This is a genomic window from Rathayibacter sp. AY1D5, assembly GCF_002932515.1.
GTDB lineage: Bacteria > Actinomycetota > Actinomycetes > Actinomycetales > Microbacteriaceae > Rathayibacter.
The window spans coordinates 33168-51950 of record NZ_PSVU01000025.1; the positions used below are offsets into that span (position 1 = coordinate 33168).

Below are 18783 nucleotides of genomic sequence, written 5' to 3' on the forward strand. Positions count from 1 at the left end.
GGATCGCTCCGCGGTTCGTCATCGAACAGGACTTGCGCAACTTCTGCGCGGGAGCCCCGGCGTCCGACCATCATGCACCGCGGTTCCCGGCGGGAGCAAGCCGTCCTGCCGCAGAGCTAGTTGCGAAAGTCGGCATCCGCTACGGTGAGCACATGCCCGACCACGACGACGTCTCCGGAGCGACCACCCGCCCGACCATGGCGCTCATCGCCGAGCGCGCCGGGACGAGCGTCCCCACCGTCTCGAAGGTGCTCAACGGCGGCACCGACGTCTCGGAGGCGACCCGTCTGCGCGTGATGGAGGCGGCGCACGCGCTCGGCTACCGCCGCCGACCGCGCCTGCGCCCGCCGGTCGAGGATCCGCACTCCGCCCAGATCGTCGACGTCGTCGTCGGCCACATCGGCGGCACCTGGATCGGACCGGTCCTCGAGGGGATCGAGGCCGAGGCCTCCGCCGCCGGGGCCGACCTGGTGCTCACCCGCGCCCGCGACGACGGGGCCTGGATCAGCCGCCTCCTCCGCCGCCCCTCACTCGGCGCCATCGTGGTGCTGGTCAACGTCTCGGCCGCGCAGCTGCACCTGCTGACCACCGCCGAGCTGCCCGTCGTCGTCGTCGACCCCAGCACGCGGCCGCCGGCCGACGTCGCGAGCGTCGGCGCGACCAACTGGGACGGGGGCCGCATGGCCGCCGAGCACCTGCTCGACGCCGGCCACACCCGCTTCGGCGTCCTCGGCGGCACCCGCACCCAGCTCTACAGCAGCGCCCGGATCGACGGCTTCACCACCGCGCTCCGCGCCGCCGGAGTCGAGGATCCGCGCGTCGCCTACTGCGACTGGGACCGCGAGCTGGCCCGCGAGGCCGCCGGGCTGATGCTCGCCGAGCCGGACGCGCCGACCGCCTTCTTCGCCTGCTCCGACGTGATGGCGCTCGGCGTCTACGAGGCCGCCGACGACGCCGGCCTCCGCATCCCGCGAGACCTCAGCGTCATCGGCTTCGACGACGTCGAGGAGTCGGCCTGGGCGACCCCGCCGATGACCACGATCCAGCAGCCCATCGGCGAGATGGGCGCCATCGCCTTCCGGATGCTGCACCAGGCGCACCGGTCGGCGACCCCGCTCGCCTCGGGAGCCTCGGCCACCCGCATGGAGCTGGAGACGCGGCTGATCCGCCGCGCCTCCGTCGCACCCGTGCGCGTCTAGCGCCGCCCGCTCGCCCTCCCGCCCCGCCCCCTCGGGATCGATGCGTCACGAACGGCCCCTCTCCCGCGCCCGTGACGACCGTTCGTGACGCATCGACCCCGGCGTGCGCCGCGGTCCCGCAGCCCCGACCCTCAGTGCCCCGCGCCGAGGTTCCCGGCGAGGCGGCCGTGCATCCGGGTGGAGGCGTCGTTCATGCCCGCGATCACGGCGCGGGTGCCGTGGCGCTCGTACTTGGTCGTGACGGCGTCCAGCGCGGCGACGGTCGAGGCGTCCCAGATGTGGGAGCCGGAGAGGTCGATCACGACGTGCGCAGGGTCCTCCGCGTAGGAGAACTGCGTGGTGAGGTCGTTGCTGGAGGCGAAGAACAGCTCGCCGGTGACCGTGTAGTGGGCCGTCGATCCGTCGGCCGAGAGGGTGCGCTCGACGGTGGCGAAGTGGGCGACCCGGCGGGCGAAGACGACCATGGCGGCGAGGACGCCGACGACGACTCCGATCGCCAGGTTGTGGGTGAGGACGACCACGACGACCGTGGCGATCATGACGACCGTCTCGCCCACGGGCATCCGCTTCAGAGTCGACGGGCGGATGCTGTGCCAGTCGAACGTCGCCACCGAGACCATCACCATCACCGCGACCAGCGCGGCCATCGGGATGATCGCGACGAGGTCGCCGAGCGCGACGACGAGGATCAGGAGGAACACGCCGGCGAGGAAGGTCGAGATGCGGGTGCGGGCGCCGGACGCCTTCACGTTGATCATCGTCTGGCCGATCATCGCGCAGCCGCCCATGCCGCCGAACAGGCCGGAGAGCACGTTCGCGGCGCCCTGCCCGAGCGACTCGCGGGTCTTGCGGGAGGGGGTGTCGGTGATGTCGTCGACGAGCTTCGCGGTCATCAGCGACTCGAGGAGTCCGACGAGCGCCATCGCGACGGCGTACGGCGCGATGGTCGTGAAGGTCTCCCAGGTCAGCGGTACGTTCGGCAGGAACAGCTCGGGGAGGCTGCGGGGCAGCTCGCCCTGATCGCCCACGGTGGGGACGGCGACCGCCGTCACGACGACCGCCGCGGTGATGAGGACGATGGCGACGAGAGGCGCCGGAACGGCCTTCGTCAGGCGCGGCATCACGACCATGATCACGATGCCGACGGCGACCAGCGGGTAGACCAGCCAGGGCACGCCGATCAGGTTGGGGATCTGCGCCGAGAAGATCAGGATCGCCAGCGCGTTCACGAATCCGACCATCACGCTGCGGGGGATGAAGCGCATGAGCTTCGCCACTCCGAGCAGCCCGAGCACGATCTGGAACACGCCCGCGAGGATCACCGTCGCGATGAAGTAGTCCATCCCGTAGTCGCGGGCGACGGGGGCGATCACCAGGGCGACGGCGCCCGTGGCGGCGGTGATCATCGCGGGACGTCCGCCGAGGAACGCGATCGACACGGCCATCACGAACGACGAGAAGAGGCCGACCCGCGGATCCACGCCCGCGATGATCGAGAACGAGATCGCCTCGGGGATGAGCGCGAGCGCGACCACGAGGCCGGCGAGGACCTCGCGGGTCAGGATGCGGGGGGTGCGCAGCGCCGTCATCACGGTGGGCTCGGCGTGCGGGCGGGCAGGGGTCTTCGAGGCGAGGGCCATCGCGGCGGCTCCAGGGAGTGGGAGGGGTGCTCGACGAGGAGCGCGGAGGGCTGCGGCATCGGGTCGGCGGAAGCGGGCGGGGATGCCAAGCTTGCAGAGGCGTGTCAGCAGCACGGGCAACCCTACCCTCACGTAAGGGTAGATCTGAAGGGGTGAGCAGGATCGGCACCATGCACATCGGCGAGCTCGCCGAGCGGACCGGCCTCTCGCTCCGGACCCTGCGCCACTACGACGAGATCGGCCTCGTGAAGGCGTCCGGCCGCACAGAGGGCGGCTTCCGCCTCTACACGTCCACCGACTACGACCGCCTGATCCTCATCCGCCGCATGAAGCCGCTCGGCTTCTCGCTGGAGGAGATGGCCGCGCTGCTCCGCGTGATCGACACGCTCGAGGCCGAGGGCGACGACGCGCCGGCCGAGGTCCGCGCGCAGCTCGACGCCTTCGTCGCGCAGGCCCGCGAGCGCCGCGAGGCGCTGAGCGCCCAGCTCGCGATGGCGGACGAGTTCGTCGAGCTGCTCACCAGCCGCTGAGCCCGGCCGCCGAGCCCCGCCGCCCGGCCGCCTGCGCGATCGATGCGTCGCGAACGGCTCCCCTTCGCCTCCGATGACGACCCTTCGCGACGCATCGGATCCCGGGAGCGCGGGAGAGCCGCTCAGGTCGCGCTCGCGTCGGGCAGCTGCTCCGGGCAGTCGCCGCCCGGCTCGGTAGCGAGCTCGAAGTGCCAGATCTCGTTCGCGTAGATCTGGCAGAGCCCGTAGTCGGTGCCGTGCTGCGCGAGCCAGCTGTCCGCGTCCGTGTAGCCGATGTCGACCGCGCCGCCGGTGAGGTGGGCGGAGGAGGTGACGGATGCGACGCGGCGGCCGCGGCCCGACGGCGGCCGTCAGCCGCGCGGGCCGCGGGCCAGCAGGGCGTGCAGCAGCGGCAGCGCCGACGCGATCATCAGCACGGTCCCGAAGCCGCTGTCGTCCGGGCGCACGACGGCGCCCGCGATCAGCAGGCCCGCGAACAGCACGGCCGAGATCACGCGGCGGACGGTGCCCTCGAGCCGGTTCAGCCGGCGCTCGATCGTGGGGACGGTGACCGCGAGCTCACCGTCGTCGAGGGTCGTGACGAGCTCGTCGAGTCGGCGCGGCAGGCGCCAGATCAGGCCGAGCGTGTCGACGGCCTGCTTGCCGACGTCCTGCACGACGGAGCCGCGCTCCTCGCGGATCAGCTGCTGCGCGTAGGGCTCGACCGAGTCCCACAGGTTGAAGGCCGGGTCGAGCGCGCTGCAGACGCCCGAGGTCAGCGACATCGCGCGGATGACGAGCAGGAAGTTCTCGGGGAGCTGGAACGGCAGCGCGCGCACGACGTCGCCGAACTGCACGGCGAAGTCGCGGAACTCGCGCGGATCCACCTCCCGCAGCTCGGCGAAGCCCATGCCGCCGAAGCGGGCGAAGAGCTGCGTGAGCGCCCGCTCCAGCTCGCGGGAGTCGGCCGAGGGGAGGAGGACGCCGACCGCTCGGGCCGCGTCGACGAGCCCCTTGCCGTCGCGGGAGGCGGCGGCGATCAGCATCCGGCGCAGGCCCGCGCGGGTGCTCGGCGGCACCTCGCCCATCATCCCGAAGTCGATGAAGGTGAGGCGCCAGGGCAGCTCGCCCCCGGGGGTCGGCGTGACGAAGACGTTGCCGGGGTGCGGATCCGCGTGGAAGTAGCCGTTGGTGAAGAGCTGCTCGAACATCACGGCCGCGAAGACCGGAGCGACCTCCCGCGGGTCGATCCCGGCGGCCAGCAGCGCGGCGTGGTCGGTGATCTTGATCGCGGTGACGTCCTCGAGCGTGAGGACCTTGCGGGTCGAGCGCTCCCAGACCACGTCCGGGACGGCCACCCGGGCGTCGCCCGCGAAGTCGGCGGCGAAGCGGACGGAGTTGGCCGCCTCCTGCAGGTAGTCGATCTCCTCGAGGCTGGTGACCGCGAACTCCTCGACGAGGGCCGGGGCGTCGACGCGGTCCGAGACGAGGCGCACGTGGCTGAGCCAGCCGCCGACGCGGCGCAGAGCCGCGAGGTCGACCTCGACGATCTGGTCGATCCCCGGCCGCTGCACCTTCATGATGGCGGCGGAGTAGCCGGTGTCCTCGGCGTCGACGGGGGAGAGCCGGGCGCGGTGGGCCTGCCCGAGGGAGGCGGCGGCGACGGGCGACTCGTCGACTCCGGCGTACGCGCGCTCGAGCGGCAGCCCGAGCTCGGACTCGGCCAGCGCCCGGATCCGCGGGAACGGGACGGGCGGGACCTCGTCCTGCAGCCCCTCCAGCTCGCGGGTGATCTCGGGCGGCAGCACGTCCAGGCGCGACGACATGAACTGGCCGACCTTGATCATCAGGCCGCCGAGGTCGACCGCGAGCACGTGGAAGCTGCGGGCGAAGCGGCGCATCCGGCCGGGTCGGGTGCGGAGCGCGACGCGCGTGAGCCCCACCCGCGGCAGGAGCAGGTCGAAGAACCAGGTGACCGCGAGATGCCACGCGGCGAAGCGGAGGATCCGGCGGTAGCGCCGCCGGTCCTCCCGCTCTCGGTGGCCCGGGGCGGCAGGACCCGGGCTGACCGAGGCCACCCGGGTCAGTCCTGCGCGAGGATCGCGTACAGGCGGCGGCGCACGTCCTCGAGTTCGGCGACGGCCTTGCGGATCTGCTCGGGGGTGCCCGAGCGTCCGACCTGGGCCGCGGCCTGGGCGAGCTCGAGGCCCGCCTTGGGCAGGGCGCCGAAGTCGACGTGGTCGGAGTCGTTCCACGGGGTCGAGGTGCCGTGCTCGGCGACCGTCGCGCGGCCGGCGTCGGTCAGCGTGTAGGTCTTGCGGCCGTTCTGCTCGTCGGCCGTGATGAGGCCCTCGTCCGCGAGGAGCTGGAGGGTCGGGTAGACGGAGCCGGGGCTCGGCTTCCAGTCGCCTCCGCTGCGCTCCTCGATCTCGCGGATGATCTGATAGCCGTGCATGGGCTGCTCGGCGAGGAGCGCGAGCACCGCGGTGCGCACGTCCCCGCGGCCGACCCGGGAGCCGACGCGCTTCTCCATGCGGGAGCGGGCCTGCTCCATCGCGCGCCAGATGCTCTCGATGGGCGTGCCGGTGCCGAACGCGCCGGTCGATGACGATCCGTTCATGATGACCTCCTGTTTCTCCGAACGATACTCAGCGATATGGGTGGCGACTGTGAACGACTGCCGCGTCGGCTCAGAGCTTCGCGAGCTTCGCCCGGGCGACGAGGAACAGCCCGTACATGACCAGTCCTGCGCTGACGAGGGTCAGGGCGATCGTGCCGTACGGAGGGACGTCGAGGAAGCGGATCGCCCCGTCGAGCCCGGTCGCCTGGCGGGCGTCGCCGGTCAGCGCCGCGACCACGAAGATCCCGCCGGCGAGGCCCAGAGCGAGCCCCTTCGTGATGTAGCCGGTCGCGCCGAGGATCAGCACGGCGGTCCCCGTCGGGCCCTCAGGGATGCGGACGAGCTTGCGGAAGCCGCGCCGGATCCCGATCGCGACGAAGCCGATCCCGCTGCCCAGCACGATCCCGCCGACGATCACGAGGATCACGACGCCGACCGTGCTCGTCAGCAGCTCGGTGTTGATGCGGCGGATCGTGGCCGAGGAGCTCGTCGAGCCGCCGAGGGCGAAGACGAGCGTGGTGCCCGCGAGCGTGAGGGAGGCGAAGCCCTTGCCCGACTCGACGATCCGGCGGCCCAGGCGGGCGGGGAGCCCCGGCGCGGAGGAGCGCCCGCCGAGGGAGAGCTGCCAGAGGCCGAGCGCGACCAGCCCGATCAGCGCGGCCCAGACCACCACGAGCCCGACGGGGGAGTCGGCCATGCGCCCGATCGCTCCGGACGCGTCCGCCTCCCGCGAGGTCTCGTCGCTGACCGCGACGCGCAGGGCGAGGCCGCCGATCAGGAGGTGGATCAGTCCGTTGACGGCGAAGCCCGTGCGGGCGAGGCGCCGGAAGCGCCGGGTCCGGACTCCGGCGCGCGGCGACGGCACGCTCGCAGTGGACATCGCGCAACCCTCTCATCCCCGGCGGCCCCGGCGCCTCCTGACCCGCCGACGCGCGCGTGGCGACCCTCTCCCCGGCCGGGTGCCCGAGTCGTCGGATGGAGGTGCGGTGCAGATCGCGCCGCAGCAGGACGAGAGAAGGAACCCCATGCGTGCACGCCGACGTCGCGCGGTCGGTCGCCGAGGGTCGAGGCGGGGCGGACGTCCCGGACCGGTCCCGAGCAGCGGAGGGCGGCGATGATGACCGGAGCGACGCTCCTCGTCCGCCGCCCGTCGAGCACGGCCTCGCGGGTGCTGGTGCTTCACGCGACCGCGGTCGAGCTGGAGCTGCTGGTGGACGCGCTGCTCGGGCTCGCCGAGGAGACGCCGTGCCTGGACGTGCGGGTGGCGGCGAGGTCGCGGGCGGCGCTCCTGCTGGCGACCGTCGATCCGGATGCGGTGCTGCCGCTGGCCGAGGCGCGGCGGGTCCGCGTCGGGCTCCGCCGCGAGCGCGAGGAGCTGGAGCGCGGCGGGGTCGGGTGCCGGCACGTCGTCGAGGCGCGGGCAGGCCGTCGGTAGCTCCGGAGCGGGTCCCATCGGCCGCCGGCCTCGCGTCGAAGTCCTGACGGAGGTCGGTCACCGCCGATGTGCGCCGCGCCGTCCCGCCCCCGTCAGCAGCAGCTACAGGCCTCGGAGTCCTCGCTCGTGAGCGCGGAGATCGGCGTCGTGCAGGACTCGCCGCGCCAGGCCTCCAGGCCCTCGCGGACGGCGACCGCGGCGATCACGAGGCCGGCGACGGGGTCGGCCCACGTCCATCCGAGCGTGCTGTTCAGCAGCAGGCCCACCAGGACGGCGGCGGAGAGGTACGAGCAGAGGAGCGTCTGCTTCGAGTCCGCGACGGCTGAGGCCGAGCCGAGCTCGCGGCCGGTCCGGCGCTCGAGCAGGGAGAACGCGGGCATCACCAGCAGGCTGACGGCGGCCAGCACGATGCCGACGGGGGAGTGCTGGGCCTCCGAGAATCCGAGCAGCGCCCGGACCGAGTCGACGGCGACGAACGCGGCCAGGCCGAGGAACGAGACGGCGATCACCCGCAGCGCGGTGCGCTCGCGCGCCTCCGGATCGCGGCCCGAGAACTGCCAGGCGACGGCCGCGGCGGAGAGCACCTCCACCACGGAGTCGAGGCCGAAGGCGACGAGTGCGGTGGACGAGGCGACCGTCCCGGCGGCGAGTGCCACGATCGCCTCCACCACGTTGTAGGCGATGGTCGCGCCGACGATCCAGCGGATCCGCCTCTGCAGCACGCGGCGGCGGGCGGGGAGGAGCGGAGCGCGCAGGGCGGTCATGCGCAACGGCAGTCGTCGCCGGAGCAGCAGTCCGGATCGACGACGAGGGCCAGGCGGAGCAGATGGTCGAGCGCCCCGGCGATCCGGGTCTCGGCCAGCCGGTACCAGGTGTACCGGCCGTCCTTCACGGCCTCCACCAGCCCGCATCCGCGGAGGCACGCGAGCTGGTTCGACATCACCTGCCGCGAGACCCCGAGCGCGTCCGCGAGGTCGGAGGGGACGACCGGAGCCTCGCGCAGGGCGAGCAGGATCCGGGACCGGGTCTCGTCCGCCAGGGCGGATCCGAGGCGCGCGAGAGCAGCGGAGTGGGTGAGGGTCGCGGTGGCGGGCACGGGAGCGACGGTACACGCGATGCTGTATCGAGCGCGAGGGCGGTCGTCTCTCCTCGAACGGGTGAGCTCCCCTCCTGCTCCCCCCGTCGGGTGGGCGGACGGGCCGCACTGCCGCGGATCCCCGGGGCCGGCCTCCACGGCGCGCCCCGAGCGGCCCGCGCGCCGTGCCAGGATCCCCTTGATCACGGCGCCCGTCCGCCGCTCCGCCGCTCGGTCTCCTGGAAGGGCCACGGACCCGCCTTGCTCGATGCCACGACCCTCCGCGTCGCCTTCGGGGTCACCGCCCTCACCCTCTTCCTGCTGTTCGCGCTGGTCACCTACCGGTCGACGCGCTCGTCCTTCAGCTTCTGGTGGTGCACGGCGCTCGCGCTGTTCATGGGCGGCTCGCTCGCCTACCTCCGCGACGGCACGGCCGACCAGGTGTGGGCGAATCCGCTCGGCAACGGGCTCATCGTGGCCGGCGCCGCCGCGGTCTGGGCGGCGAGCCGCTCCCTCCGCGGCAGGCCGACGCCGTGGTGGCTGGTGGTCGCTCCGACCGTGGTGGTGACGGGCGTGTCCAGCCTCGACTCGCCCGCCGTCAACGACTGGTCGGGAGGGCCGCTCTACCTCGCCTCGATGGCGCTCCTCATCGGCCTGTCGACCCGTGAGATCGCGCTGCTCGGCGCCGGGCGCTCGCGCACGCGCTGGCCGCTGCTGCTGAGCTCCGGCGCCCTCTCCCTCTACTACGCGCTCCGGTTCGCCGTGTTCCTGGCCGCGGGGCTGCGCAGCGAGCTGTTCGCGACCTGGTTCGGGACCCCGACCACCACGCTGATCACGCTGGTGCTGCTGGTCGTGGTGTCGTTCAGCATGGCGTCGCTCAGCGGCGAGCAGGTCGCGCAGATGCTCACCGCCGGCGCCGCCCGCTCGCGGCAGGAGCTCGCCGACGGCGAGAGGGTGCAGCGGCGGCTCGAGCCCCGCTCGGTCCCGGACCTCCCGGGCTACGACGTCGCCGGCGCCTGCGTGCCCAGCGGGACGGTGAGCGGCGACTTCTTCGACTGGCGCTGCACGCCCGACGGGCTCGCCGTCACCGTCGCCGACGTGATGGGCAAGGGGGTCGGCGCCGCGATGATCGCCGCCACGGTCCGCGCCGCCCTGCGCGTCACTCCTCCCGCCCTCGGCCCCGCGGCGACGATGGCGCTCATCGACCGGGTCGTCGAGCCGGATCTGTCGGCGAACGACGCGTTCGTCACGCTCCTCCACCTGCGGCTCAGCGCCTCGACCGGCGACATCGTGCTCGTCGACGCCGGGCACGGACTCGGGATCGTCTGCCGCGCCGACGGCTCGCGCGAGCGCATCCCCTCCGCCCATCTGCCGCTCGGCCTCCTCGGCACGCAGGAGTGGGAGCCGACCGGCCTCCGGCTCCACCCCGGCGACCTGCTGCTGATCTGCAGCGACGGCGTGCTGGACCTCTTCGACGGCTCCCTCGCCGCCCTCGACCGGGTGGCCGACGCGGCCGTCGCCGCCCCGGCGACCGCCGCCGCCGCGGTCGCCGGCGTCACCGGCCTGGCGGCCGAGGGGCTGCTGGCGGACGACGTGACCGTGGTGGCGATCCGGCGGACCTCGGGGAGCTGACCCGGCCTCAGCCCCGCCCCGCCTGCAGCCGGAGCCCGGCCAGCAGCAGGTCGAGGCCGGAGCGGAACACGTCGAGGTCGTCGTGCGTCGCCATGACGTCGGCCGCGTGGTGGCCGAAGGGGAACTCCTCCGGATCGAGGGCGCGCCAGCGGTCGGCCAGGTGCTCGAGGAACTCGCCCCTCTCCATCCCGCTCTCGAGGAACTCGCGGGGCGGCGGCTGCGCCAGGTCGGCCGCGACTCCGACGACGTAGCTGACGATGGACGACACGGCGTGGAACCGCTGCCGGGGCGTCAGGTCGAGAGCCATGAGCTGCTGCCCGAGGCGCTCGTACATCGCCATCGAGTTGGGCTGCACCCCGGTCGTGCGGAGCATGTAGAGGCCGAACCAGGGTCGGCGGACGCACTCGTCGAAGAGGGCCAGTGCGACGGCGCGGACGTTGTCGATCGGGTCCGGCCCGTGGGTGAGCGGCTCGCTGTCTGCGAGGACCCGACCCATGACCTCGTCGGTCGCCCGCTCCAGCAGCTCGTCGCGGCTGCCGACGTACCAGTAGATGCTCGCCACACCGCCGCCGAGTCGGGCCGCGAGCGCGCGGAACGTGAGGGCCGACTCCCCGGACTCGTCGAGGATCGCGATCGCCTCGGCCAGCACGGTGTCGAGCGAGTGCGACGCTCGGCGGCGGCCCCGGGCGGGGGAGGGCGCGGCAGCGGTCTCCGTCGGGCGATCTGCAGGCATGGCTTGCATCTTACCGAACGGCGTTCCATACTATCGAACGCCGTACGATAGTCGAACGGCGTTCGATAGGAAGGCGCCTCGATGTCCGCTCCGACGACCACCTCCGCCGAGTCCCGCGCTCACACCTCCCTCCGCTCCGCGGCACTCCCGCTCGCCGCTCTCTGCCTCGCGTTCTTCGTCGAGATGGTCGACAACACGCTGCTCTCGATCGCCCTCCCGACGATCGGACGCTCACTCGACGGGTCGACCGCCGGACTGCAGTGGGTGACCGGTGCCTACTCCCTGACCTTCGGCGGGCTGCTGCTGACAGCCGGGTCCGCCGCCGACCGGTTCGGCCGCCGCCGCGTGCTCCTCACCGGCCTCGCCGCGTTCGGGCTGATCAGCCTCGCCGTCGTCCTCGTCACCGACATCGGCCAGCTGATCGCCCTCCGCGCGGCGCTCGGCTGCGCCGCGGCCGCCATGGCGCCCGTCACGATGTCGCTGGTGTTCCGGCTCTTCGACGACGAGAGGCTCCGCATGCGGTCGATCGCGATCGTGATGATCGTCGGGATGTCCGGCATGGTCCTCGGCCCCCTCCTCGGCGGCTCGATCCTCAGCACCGTCAGCTGGCAGTGGCTGCTCGTCGTCAACGCCCCGATCGCGCTGCTGGTCTGGATCGGCGTGCGCCTCGGAGTCCCCGCGGACCAGCGCGCCGACCTCACCTCCGGTCGGCTCGACCTGCCGGGGACCGCCCTCACCGTCGCCGCGGTGGGGCTCGGCTGCTACACACTCACCAGCGGAGTCGAGAACGGCTGGCTGTCGCTCCTCACGATCGCCTGCGCCGCGGGCACCGTCGCCGCCGTCGCGGGATTCGTCGTCCGCGAGCGCCGCGCCGTCTCGCCCATGATCGACCTCGCGATCTTCCGCGCCGGCCCCGCGCGGGGAGCGGCGCTCACGCAGCTCGGCGCCTCGGTCGCCTTCGCGAGCGTCCTGTTCGGCCTGATCCTGCACTTCCAGTACGCCTACGGCTGGAGCCCGGTGCGCGCCGGCCTCGCGAACCTGCCCGTCATCGTCACGATGCTCGCCGCCACTCCGGTCACCGAGCGCCTCGCCGCGAAGCTGGGGCACCGCGCGGCCTGCCTGATCGGCACCGGGCTCCTGGTCGGCGCGCTGCTCGGGATGTCCTGGGCGGTGGACCGGGGCTACCTCGCGATCGCCGTGATGATGGTCGTGATGACGGTGGGCCTGCGGACGATCATGACCATCTGCGCCGTCGCCCTCGTCGAGGCGATGCCCGCGAACCGCACCTCGATCGGTGCGGCGCTCAACGACACGGCCCAGGAGATCGGCACCAGCATCGGCACGGCCGTCGTCGGCACGCTGATCGCCGCACTGGTGGCGACCACCCTCCCGGCGGGCGCGTGGAGCGCGGACCTCGTCCGGAGCTTCTTCGCGGGTGAGCGGGTCGCTTTCCTGGTCGTGGCGGTCCTCGTCGGCGTGATCGCGACGATCGGCTCGCTGTCCCTCAGCGACTCCCGCTCCACCGAGGAGCCGGCGGCGGCCTAGTCCATCGGGTCGCGCCGGGCGTCCTCGAGGTCGGCGATGTCCGTGTACTCGAGGAAGTCCAGCGGAGGGATGTCCGTCATCTCCTCGCTCCCCGAGGGACGGGCCGGCTGCATGCGGCGCGTCTCGAGCTCGATGTGGGCGATGACCTCCGCGGAGCGCCGGACGCTCAGGGCAGGACGGTTGACAGCCGCCCGTCGAGTCCGGTGGGGGTGGTGTCCCGCGGTGGCGCCCGCGCTCAGAGCTGCGCGAGCAGCCTCTCGCACGCCTGCTCGCAGCGGCGGCAGGCCTCGGCGCAGATCCGGCAGTGCTCGTGCATCCCGGCGTGCTGCTCGCAGTCGTCGGCGCAGGCGCGGCAGGCCAGGAGGCAGGCCTCGACGAGGGCGCGGACGGCCGCGGATCCGACGACGCCGCGGCGCGAGAGCACGGCGCCGGTCGCGGCGCACACGTCGGCGCAGGCGAGGTCGGTGCGGATGCAGTGAACCAGCTCGGCGACCGACTCCTCGCCGAGGCACGCGTCGGCGCAGGCGGTGCAGGTGAGCGCGCAGGCGCCGCACGCGTCGATGCACTCGGCCAGGACCTCCGGATCGACGCCTCGCAGCTCCTCGGGGTGGCTCCGGATCATGTCGCTCGTGCTGCTCATGGCGCGTCCTCTCGTCGTGACCCCGGCGGGTCGATCGGTCCGGGCGACGCTACGGGCCCGCCCGCCACCGGGCGAGGGCCTGGCCAGGCACCGCGGCCGGTGATAGCCGGGCCGTCAGCCCCTCACGACGAAGGCGTCGTGGATCAGGTTGCCCCCGGTCGCCGCCGGATTCCGCGTGCTGCCGCGGGTGATCGTGACGGTGTGGATGCCGGCGGGCAGGGTCCCGCTGGTCCAGACGGTCTGGGCGGAGCGGGTGGTGGCGCTGTAGCGGTCGACCGAGGCCACGAGGACGCCATCGAGGCGGACCTCGTCGATCCCGGACGTGCTGGACCGGCGGCTCACCCACGAGACTCCGGTGCCGGTGAAGCGGAGGGTGGCGGAGGCGCCCCCCGTCGACGAGAAGGAGACGCCGCCGCCGCTGTCCGCGGAGGAGGAGGTCGTGGACCAGGTGCCCGTGACGGCGACGGCCGGCGAGCCGTTCTGGTGGGTGCCGGCCCCGACGGCGGCGAGCGGAGTCGCGGTGGCGGTCGGCGTCGAGGTCGGCGCGGGGGTCGCGGTCGGCGTGGGCGTGGCCGTCGGCGCCGGAGTGGCGGCCCTCTTCGCGAGCACGATGGACGCCGTCGCTCCCTTCAGCCCGCTCGGCCGGAACGTGATCGTCGTCGCGGTGCTCGTCCTGCTCGTCACGCTCAGGGCGGCGCTCGAGGACACCGTGCCCGCGGTCGGCCGCGCGAGCGTCACGGTGAGCGCGCTCGTCGAGACCTGCGTCGGGTCGACGGTCGAGACGGTCACCGTGTCCGCGTCCTCCCGGATCGAGACCAGTCCGGCGCCGGTGATGCTCGCGACCCGGGTGCCTCCGACGAGGACGGGGCTCGTGGTCCCGGCCTTCCACGACACGGCGCTCACGGTGCCGGTCGAGCGGTCGCGGGCGGCGCTCAGCTGGGGTGTGTTGCTGAGCACGGTCACGTCCGGGTCCGCCGCGTACGCGGCGGTCGCCGCCTCGGAGGCGCCGGGGAGGACCGTGTACGCGTACGAGGCGCCGGTCGGGTTCGTGCCGTGGCTCGTCGTGAGGGAGTAGTAGTGGCCGGTCACCGGCGCCGTCGGACCGGCGGTGCTCACGGCGCTCCAGGCTCCGGTGCGGGTCCGTCCCTGCGCGGTCAGGGCGACCGGCGACGGGAAGACGTAGCCCACCGACTCCGCGGAGCCGGTGATCGAGGCCCAGCGGGCGGTGCTCGTGGCGGTCGCCTCCGCACCGCGGAGGACGCCGTCGACGCGGAGCCTCGCATCGGGAGCGACGTCGCGGCGGTCGTCGATCACCGTCTCCGCGCGCCGGCGCGCCCCGTCCCAGCCGGTCCCGGACATGTCGGTCGCCGTGATCCCGGAGCCGAGCGCGAGGATCTCGTCGTCGAAGGTGAACCAGGCCTTCTTCGCGACCAGGCTCACCGACGCCGCGTCGAAGTCGAGCGCCGCGATCCCCGTCCGCCGCGACGGGCTCTCGAGGCTCCCGGTGAAGGTCGTCGTCGGGCGGGACGACGCGCCCTCGCCCGCGCTCCGGACGATCGTGTCCTCGGTGGTGCCGGGCATCCGGTACGGGTTCGCCGTGGCCCAGTAGCCGTCGTCGTACTGGCGCCCGCTGCCCAGGTGGAGCGAGGTCGCGCCGTCGCCGGTGTACCAGCCGCTGCGGTTCTCGCCGTTGAGCGACTCGTAGCGCGCGATCCGCGTGCTCGACAGGCCGACGGCGAAGCCCGAGGTCGCCGTGGTCCGCGTGAAGCGGTCCATGCCGGCGAAGGCCCGGACGCCCGAGCCGATCGGGGTCGCGGTCAGGCCCGTGTCGGCGAGGACGAGCCGCGCGCGCACGACGTCGCTGACGGATCCGGCCGTCTCGATGCTCACGGGGCTGCCGGCGTTGCAGGCCAGCCAGCTCTTCGCCAGCGCGTTCGTCCGGGTCCGGGCCGCGGGCGGGGCGCTGTCGGCGAGGCGCAGCACCGCCGCCTGCAGCTGGACGCCGACGTCGCCGTCCTCCGACTCCGCCCGCGCGGTCTCGCGGCCGCGGACCGTCGACATCACGGCGCCGCACCAGGTGACGGGGGCGAAGGAGGAGGCGAGCCGGTCGTACACGCCGAGCCCCTCCGGGCTCGTGATCTCCCAGCGGGAGCCGTCGAGCAGCGCGTACAGGTCGTCGAGGGTGTCGAGCATCGAGAGCCCGTACCCGCCGCTGTAGGCGAAGACGCTGTGCTGCACGAAGGAGCCGTCGGCGTGGAAGCCGTCGCCGGACGCCACCGTCCGCAGCGCCGGGTCGATGCCGGCGGCCGCCTCCGCGATCTTCGCCGGCTGCTTCAGAAGCACTGCCCGCCCGGCGATGACCGCCGCCGTCCAGACGCGGTTGGCGCCGGTCCGGGTGACGGTGTCGGCGAAGCGCGTCGAGGCCGACAGGTAGGCCTGCACCTGCGCCGCCGAGAGGTCGGGGTAGAGGAGGGCGGTGATGCTGTTCAGCTCGAGCGGGATGCCGATCTGCTGCTCCCACCAGCGGGAGGTGCCGGTGGTGGAGCGGTTGTAGCGGTTCGCCGAGAGCCAGTCGGCGGTCGTGACGACGTCGCGGAGGAGCGCCGGGTCGCCGGTGAGGGCGGTCCCGGGGGTCTTCAGCGCGGTCGCGAGGACGGTGACCCGCTTGTAGGCGGCCCACACCTCCACCGCCGAGGTGCCCGTGACCAGGTCGGGCCAGGGCTCGCCGCCGTCGGTCTCGAGCGTCGACCAGTAGCCCTCGGCCTCGGCGACGAGGCGGCCCTTCGCCGCGGCGAGGCCGCCGACGCTCGCGCTGCCCGGGATCGTGCCCGTCAGGTCGGCGACGAGGCCGAGGCGCATCGCGTCGTACTCGTCGCCCGCCGAGTCGACGGCGGACGCGGTCGGCGCGGCGGCGAGCGGGAGGATCAGGGCGGTCACCAGCAGGAGCGCCGCAGCGAGCGGGCTCCCGCGCCGGGGCGCGTCGGATCGAGAGGGTCGGTTCGTCTCCGCGCGCGTTCGGCGGAGGGGACGCGGCTGGGTGGGCACGGGCGCTCCTGAGGCGACGCCCACGAGCCTGCGGGCTTCGGGTGCTCGCGGGTCGCCGGGGGAGCGTCGGGTGAAGAGTAGGGGTCCGCTCCGTCCGGCGGCAAGAGACGGAGGCGAGGACGGCCGGGATCGGCCACCGCCGACGCTCCCGACCGCGCGATCTGCGACAGCCGTACCCCGTGAGGGGTACAGAGGCGCCGAAGGTCCCCCACCCGTCAGGCGGGGCGATACGGTCGGAGGTGCGTGTGCGCTCCGGGGAGTCCCGGCGCGGCGCGCAGGGGGAAGGGGGCACGGATGATCGAGGCCGAGCAGGATCCGCGGCTGGTGGCGCTCGAGGCGCTCGAGATGATGGGGTCGGCTCCGGAGGAGCGCTTCGACCGGATCACACGGATGGCCGAGGAGCTGTTCCGCGTGCCCGTGGCCGAGATCCACTTCCTCGACGACACCACGCTGTTCACGAAGTCCCCGCAGCGTCCGGACGCCGTGCTCGCCTACCCGCGCGCCGGCACTTTCTGCGACGCGACGCTCGAGAAGCGCACCACCTTCGTCGTGCCGGACCTCGGTGCCGACGAGGCGTGGGCCGGGCACGAGCACGTCGCGGGGTACCCGCACGTCCGCTTCTACGCCGGGCGGCCGCTGTCGGTCGAGGGCGACCTGCAGCTGGGCACCCTCTGCCTCATCGACTTCGTGCCCCGGAGCCTCACCCCGGACGAGCGGCAGCTGCTCGAGGAGTTCGGCGAGTGGGTCGAGCGGGAGCTGCGCGACACGGCGGAGCGCGACCGCGCCGCCGACATGCAGACGCAGATGGCTCCCTCCTCCCTCCACCACCCCGCCGGCTACGAGCTCTCGGGGCTCTCGCTGCCGCGGTGGACGATCACCGGCGACTTCTACAGCTGGCGCGGCGACGACGAGACGGTCGACCTGACCCTCGTGGACGTGATGGGCAAGGGGACGGCAGCGGCGATCGTGGCCGCCTCGATCCGCTCCGCGTTCCGGGCGCGCCTGGGCGGCGACCCCGACGCGGTCGTCAGCGCGGTGAGCGCCCAGCTGCACGACGACTTCACGGCCACGGAGACCTTCGCGACCCTCTTCCACGGGCGCCTCGACACCGCGTCCGGCCGGATCGACTTCGTCGACGCGGGCCACGGGCTCACCGTCCTCCTCCGCGCCGATGGCTCGTTCCAGCGGCTCGCGGCACTGGGCCTCCCGCTGGGCATCGCGGAGGACGGCGGCTGGATCACCCAGACCGTGGAGCTCGCGGTCGGCGACTCGCTCCTGGCCTTCACCGACGGCGTCCTCGACCTCTACGACGGGACGCTGCAGTCCCTGGCGCGCGCGGTCGACCTCGCCCGCGACTCCGCCGACACCGCCGCGTTCCTGCAGGCGCTGAGGGCGCTCGCCGCCTCCGGCTCCGCGTCCGACGACATCACCGCCCTCGTGCTGACCCGCACGGGCGCCGACCGCTCCGCCGAGAAGGACCCCGCATGACGTTCACGACCGAGACGACCGCCCCCGACATCGCCGTGCTGCGGGGGGAGGGGCGGCTCAACGCGGCCTCGGCTCCGGAGCTGCGCTCGGCCGTCCGCCGGGCGATCGACGAGGGCAGCCCCCGCATCGTCGTCGAGCTCAGCGCGGTGACGTTCATGGACTCCTCCGGCCTCGGCGCCCTGGTCGGCGCTCTCAAGACCGCGCGGCAGGCGGGCGGCGACCTGCGGATCGCGGCGCCCAGCGAGCAGGTCGTGATGGTGCTGCAGCTGTCCAATCTGGACCGGGTGCTCACCCTCTTCGACACGGCCGGCGACGCGTACCGTGACTGAGCGCAACGTCGGGTTCCGCACGCCCCCGGACGACACCGAGGTCGTCCACGAGATGCTCGCCGGGCTCTGGGGCGAGCGCCCGGACCTGCCGGCCCGCGACCGCATGGCCGTCGAGACGGCGCTGGTCGAGCTGGTCGACAACGTCATCCAGCACGCGACGTCGACGACGACGATCGTCTGCCGCCTCGTCGTGCGCGTCGAGGGAGACGCGATCCACGCGGAGCTGGTCGACACGGCCGATCCGCCGGACATCGGCACGGGGCCGCGGGAGATGCCGGACGTCTTCGCCGAGTCGGGCCGCGGGCTCGCCCTCATCCAGGCACTGACGACCACGTTCGAGCACGAGCGCTCCGAGGGGCGCAACGTCTGGACCCTGACCCGGGCGCTGGACTCCTAGCGACTGGCGCGGATCAGCGGATCGTGTGCGCGGTGATGACCGCGGCGGCACGCGCCAGGTCGTCCGCCATGCCGTTCAGCCCGGGGGAGGCCTTCAGCACCTCCGCGCTGACCTCGTCGTAGCGCTCGTCCACCTGCGCGAGCAGCTGCTCCCCGGAGGCGGTGAGGCGCAGCAGGACGCTGCGGCGGTCCTGCGGGTTGGCGAGCCGGTCGACGTGGCCGGCGGTCGCCAGCCGGTCGAGGAGCGCGGTCACGGCGCCCGTCGAGAGGGAGAGCTCGAGACCCAGCCACTTCGGCGTGAGGTCGGGCGACTCGCCGAGCACCTCGAGCGCGGTGAGCTCCGAGATGCCCACGCCCACGCCCGCGGCGATGCTCGCGCGGAGGTGCCGCTGCGCGTTCTCGAGCAGCCGGAGCGACTGCCGCAGCTGCACGGCGGGCGCGTCCTGGTCGACGTCGCGCGGGGTCGGTCTCTCGGTGGTCATTCGTCCTTCTCGGGG

Annotated in this window: 18 protein-coding genes; 8 read left to right on the forward strand and 10 right to left on the reverse strand. The window is 73.5% G+C overall.

Features of this window, described 5'->3' with window-relative positions:
- Positions 1-152 precede the first annotated feature (152 nt).
- Positions 153-1199: a LacI family DNA-binding transcriptional regulator gene (locus tag C5C82_RS09360; protein ID WP_104295812.1), complete on the forward strand. Its 1047-nt coding sequence runs from the start codon at positions 153-155 to the stop codon at positions 1197-1199.
- Positions 1200-1330: 131 nt separating this feature from the next.
- Here the strand turns inward: C5C82_RS09360 and C5C82_RS09365 are convergent, their stop codons facing one another.
- Entirely contained in the window at positions 1331-2839 is a 1509-nt protein-coding gene (locus C5C82_RS09365) for a SulP family inorganic anion transporter (protein ID WP_104295811.1), read from the reverse strand.
- A 170-nt stretch (positions 2840-3009) separates the two neighbouring features.
- Here C5C82_RS09365 and C5C82_RS09370 point away from each other — a divergent pair, with 170 nt between their 5' ends.
- Complete coding sequence (locus C5C82_RS09370; RefSeq protein ID WP_104227142.1) at positions 3010-3369, forward strand: MerR family DNA-binding transcriptional regulator; 360 nt, start codon at positions 3010-3012, stop codon at positions 3367-3369.
- 350 nt (positions 3370-3719) lie between these two features.
- Here C5C82_RS09370 and C5C82_RS09380 read toward each other — a convergent pair whose 3' ends face one another.
- The 3 genes from C5C82_RS09380 to C5C82_RS09390 form a co-directional block, all read right to left on the reverse strand.
- Positions 3720-5426, reverse strand: coding sequence for an AarF/ABC1/UbiB kinase family protein (locus C5C82_RS09380; RefSeq protein ID WP_104354957.1), 1707 nt, complete (start codon positions 5424-5426; stop codon positions 3720-3722).
- Positions 5427-5431: 5 nt separating this feature from the next.
- Positions 5432-5968 (reverse strand): PadR family transcriptional regulator, encoded by a 537-nt coding sequence (locus tag C5C82_RS09385; protein ID WP_104224292.1) that lies wholly within the window; start codon positions 5966-5968, stop codon positions 5432-5434.
- A 70-nt stretch (positions 5969-6038) separates the two neighbouring features.
- Positions 6039-6848: a DUF1206 domain-containing protein gene (locus C5C82_RS09390; protein WP_104317449.1), complete on the reverse strand. Its 810-nt coding sequence runs from the start codon at positions 6846-6848 to the stop codon at positions 6039-6041.
- Between the two features lie 237 nt (positions 6849-7085).
- Between C5C82_RS09390 and C5C82_RS09395 the strand changes: the two genes are divergently transcribed.
- Positions 7086-7403, forward strand: a complete 318-nt coding sequence (locus tag C5C82_RS09395; protein ID WP_181134428.1) for a hypothetical protein — start codon at positions 7086-7088, stop codon at positions 7401-7403.
- 92 nt (positions 7404-7495) lie between these two features.
- Here the strand turns inward: C5C82_RS09395 and C5C82_RS09400 are convergent, their stop codons facing one another.
- Together C5C82_RS09400 and C5C82_RS09405 are read right to left on the reverse strand one after the other, a co-directional pair.
- Positions 7496-8167, reverse strand: a complete 672-nt coding sequence (locus C5C82_RS09400; protein ID WP_104354959.1) for a cation diffusion facilitator family transporter — start codon at positions 8165-8167, stop codon at positions 7496-7498.
- Complete coding sequence (locus C5C82_RS09405; RefSeq protein ID WP_104354960.1) at positions 8164-8499, reverse strand: helix-turn-helix transcriptional regulator; 336 nt, start codon at positions 8497-8499, stop codon at positions 8164-8166. Before C5C82_RS09405 ends, C5C82_RS09400 begins: the two co-directional genes overlap by 4 nt.
- 240 nt (positions 8500-8739) lie before the next feature.
- Between C5C82_RS09405 and C5C82_RS09410 the strand changes: the two genes are divergently transcribed.
- Complete coding sequence (locus tag C5C82_RS09410; RefSeq protein WP_104295808.1) at positions 8740-10110, forward strand: PP2C family protein-serine/threonine phosphatase; 1371 nt, start codon at positions 8740-8742, stop codon at positions 10108-10110.
- A 7-nt stretch (positions 10111-10117) separates the two neighbouring features.
- Here C5C82_RS09410 and C5C82_RS09415 read toward each other — a convergent pair whose 3' ends face one another.
- On the reverse strand, positions 10118-10843 hold the full coding sequence (locus C5C82_RS09415) for a TetR/AcrR family transcriptional regulator (RefSeq protein WP_219812210.1): 726 nt from the start codon (positions 10841-10843) through the stop codon (positions 10118-10120).
- A gap of 81 nt (positions 10844-10924) precedes the next feature.
- Between C5C82_RS09415 and C5C82_RS09420 the strand changes: the two genes are divergently transcribed.
- Positions 10925-12388 (forward strand): MFS transporter, encoded by a 1464-nt coding sequence (locus C5C82_RS09420; protein ID WP_104295807.1) that lies wholly within the window; start codon positions 10925-10927, stop codon positions 12386-12388.
- A gap of 235 nt (positions 12389-12623) precedes the next feature.
- Here the strand turns inward: C5C82_RS09420 and C5C82_RS09425 are convergent, their stop codons facing one another.
- Positions 12624-13028: a four-helix bundle copper-binding protein gene (locus C5C82_RS09425; RefSeq protein ID WP_104255963.1), complete on the reverse strand. Its 405-nt coding sequence runs from the start codon at positions 13026-13028 to the stop codon at positions 12624-12626.
- 114 nt (positions 13029-13142) lie between these two features.
- Positions 13143-15965 (reverse strand): polysaccharide lyase 8 family protein, encoded by a 2823-nt coding sequence (locus C5C82_RS09430; RefSeq protein ID WP_104354961.1) that lies wholly within the window; start codon positions 15963-15965, stop codon positions 13143-13145.
- 402 nt (positions 15966-16367) lie between these two features.
- On the opposite strand from C5C82_RS09430, the gene C5C82_RS09435 reads away from it, so the two are divergent.
- Genes C5C82_RS09435 through C5C82_RS09445 form a run of 3 tightly spaced genes read left to right on the forward strand, consistent with a single transcriptional unit; the run spans position 16368 to position 18287 of the window.
- On the forward strand, positions 16368-17561 hold the full coding sequence (locus C5C82_RS09435) for a PP2C family protein-serine/threonine phosphatase (RefSeq protein ID WP_104256699.1): 1194 nt from the start codon (positions 16368-16370) through the stop codon (positions 17559-17561).
- Complete coding sequence (locus C5C82_RS09440) at positions 17558-17890, forward strand: STAS domain-containing protein (protein WP_104227127.1); 333 nt, start codon at positions 17558-17560, stop codon at positions 17888-17890. Before C5C82_RS09435 ends, C5C82_RS09440 begins: the two co-directional genes overlap by 4 nt.
- On the forward strand, positions 17883-18287 hold the full coding sequence (locus tag C5C82_RS09445; protein ID WP_104354962.1) for an ATP-binding protein: 405 nt from the start codon (positions 17883-17885) through the stop codon (positions 18285-18287). The genes C5C82_RS09440 and C5C82_RS09445 overlap by 8 nt, the downstream gene beginning before the upstream one ends.
- A 13-nt stretch (positions 18288-18300) precedes the next feature.
- On the opposite strand, the gene C5C82_RS09450 is transcribed toward C5C82_RS09445, so the two are convergent.
- On the reverse strand, positions 18301-18783 hold a 483-nt coding region (locus tag C5C82_RS09450; RefSeq protein WP_258066057.1), incomplete at its 5' end, for a MarR family transcriptional regulator.

Excerpts from the sequence above, each read along its gene's own strand:
- C5C82_RS09435 (WP_104256699.1), top strand. The coding sequence starts at position 16,368 with ATGATCGAGGCCGAGCAGGATCCGCGGCTGGTGGCGCTCGAGGCGCTC.
- C5C82_RS09370 (WP_104227142.1), top strand. The coding sequence starts at position 3,010 with ATGCACATCGGCGAGCTCGCCGAGCGGACCGGCCTCTCGCTCCGGACC.
- C5C82_RS09385 (WP_104224292.1), bottom strand. The coding sequence starts at position 5,968 with ATGAACGGATCGTCATCGACCGGCGCGTTCGGCACCGGCACGCCCATC.
- C5C82_RS09425 (WP_104255963.1), bottom strand. The coding sequence starts at position 13,028 with ATGAGCAGCACGAGCGACATGATCCGGAGCCACCCCGAGGAGCTGCGA.
- C5C82_RS09360 (WP_104295812.1), top strand. The coding sequence starts at position 153 with ATGCCCGACCACGACGACGTCTCCGGAGCGACCACCCGCCCGACCATG.
- C5C82_RS09395 (WP_181134428.1), top strand. The coding sequence starts at position 7,086 with ATGACCGGAGCGACGCTCCTCGTCCGCCGCCCGTCGAGCACGGCCTCG.
- C5C82_RS09420 (WP_104295807.1), top strand. The coding sequence starts at position 10,925 with ATGTCCGCTCCGACGACCACCTCCGCCGAGTCCCGCGCTCACACCTCC.
- C5C82_RS09415 (WP_219812210.1), bottom strand. The coding sequence starts at position 10,843 with ATGCCTGCAGATCGCCCGACGGAGACCGCTGCCGCGCCCTCCCCCGCC.
- C5C82_RS09440 (WP_104227127.1), top strand. The coding sequence starts at position 17,558 with ATGACGTTCACGACCGAGACGACCGCCCCCGACATCGCCGTGCTGCGG.
- C5C82_RS09365 (WP_104295811.1), bottom strand. The coding sequence starts at position 2,839 with ATGGCCCTCGCCTCGAAGACCCCTGCCCGCCCGCACGCCGAGCCCACC.
- C5C82_RS09390 (WP_104317449.1), bottom strand. The coding sequence starts at position 6,848 with ATGTCCACTGCGAGCGTGCCGTCGCCGCGCGCCGGAGTCCGGACCCGG.
- C5C82_RS09400 (WP_104354959.1), bottom strand. The coding sequence starts at position 8,167 with ATGACCGCCCTGCGCGCTCCGCTCCTCCCCGCCCGCCGCCGCGTGCTG.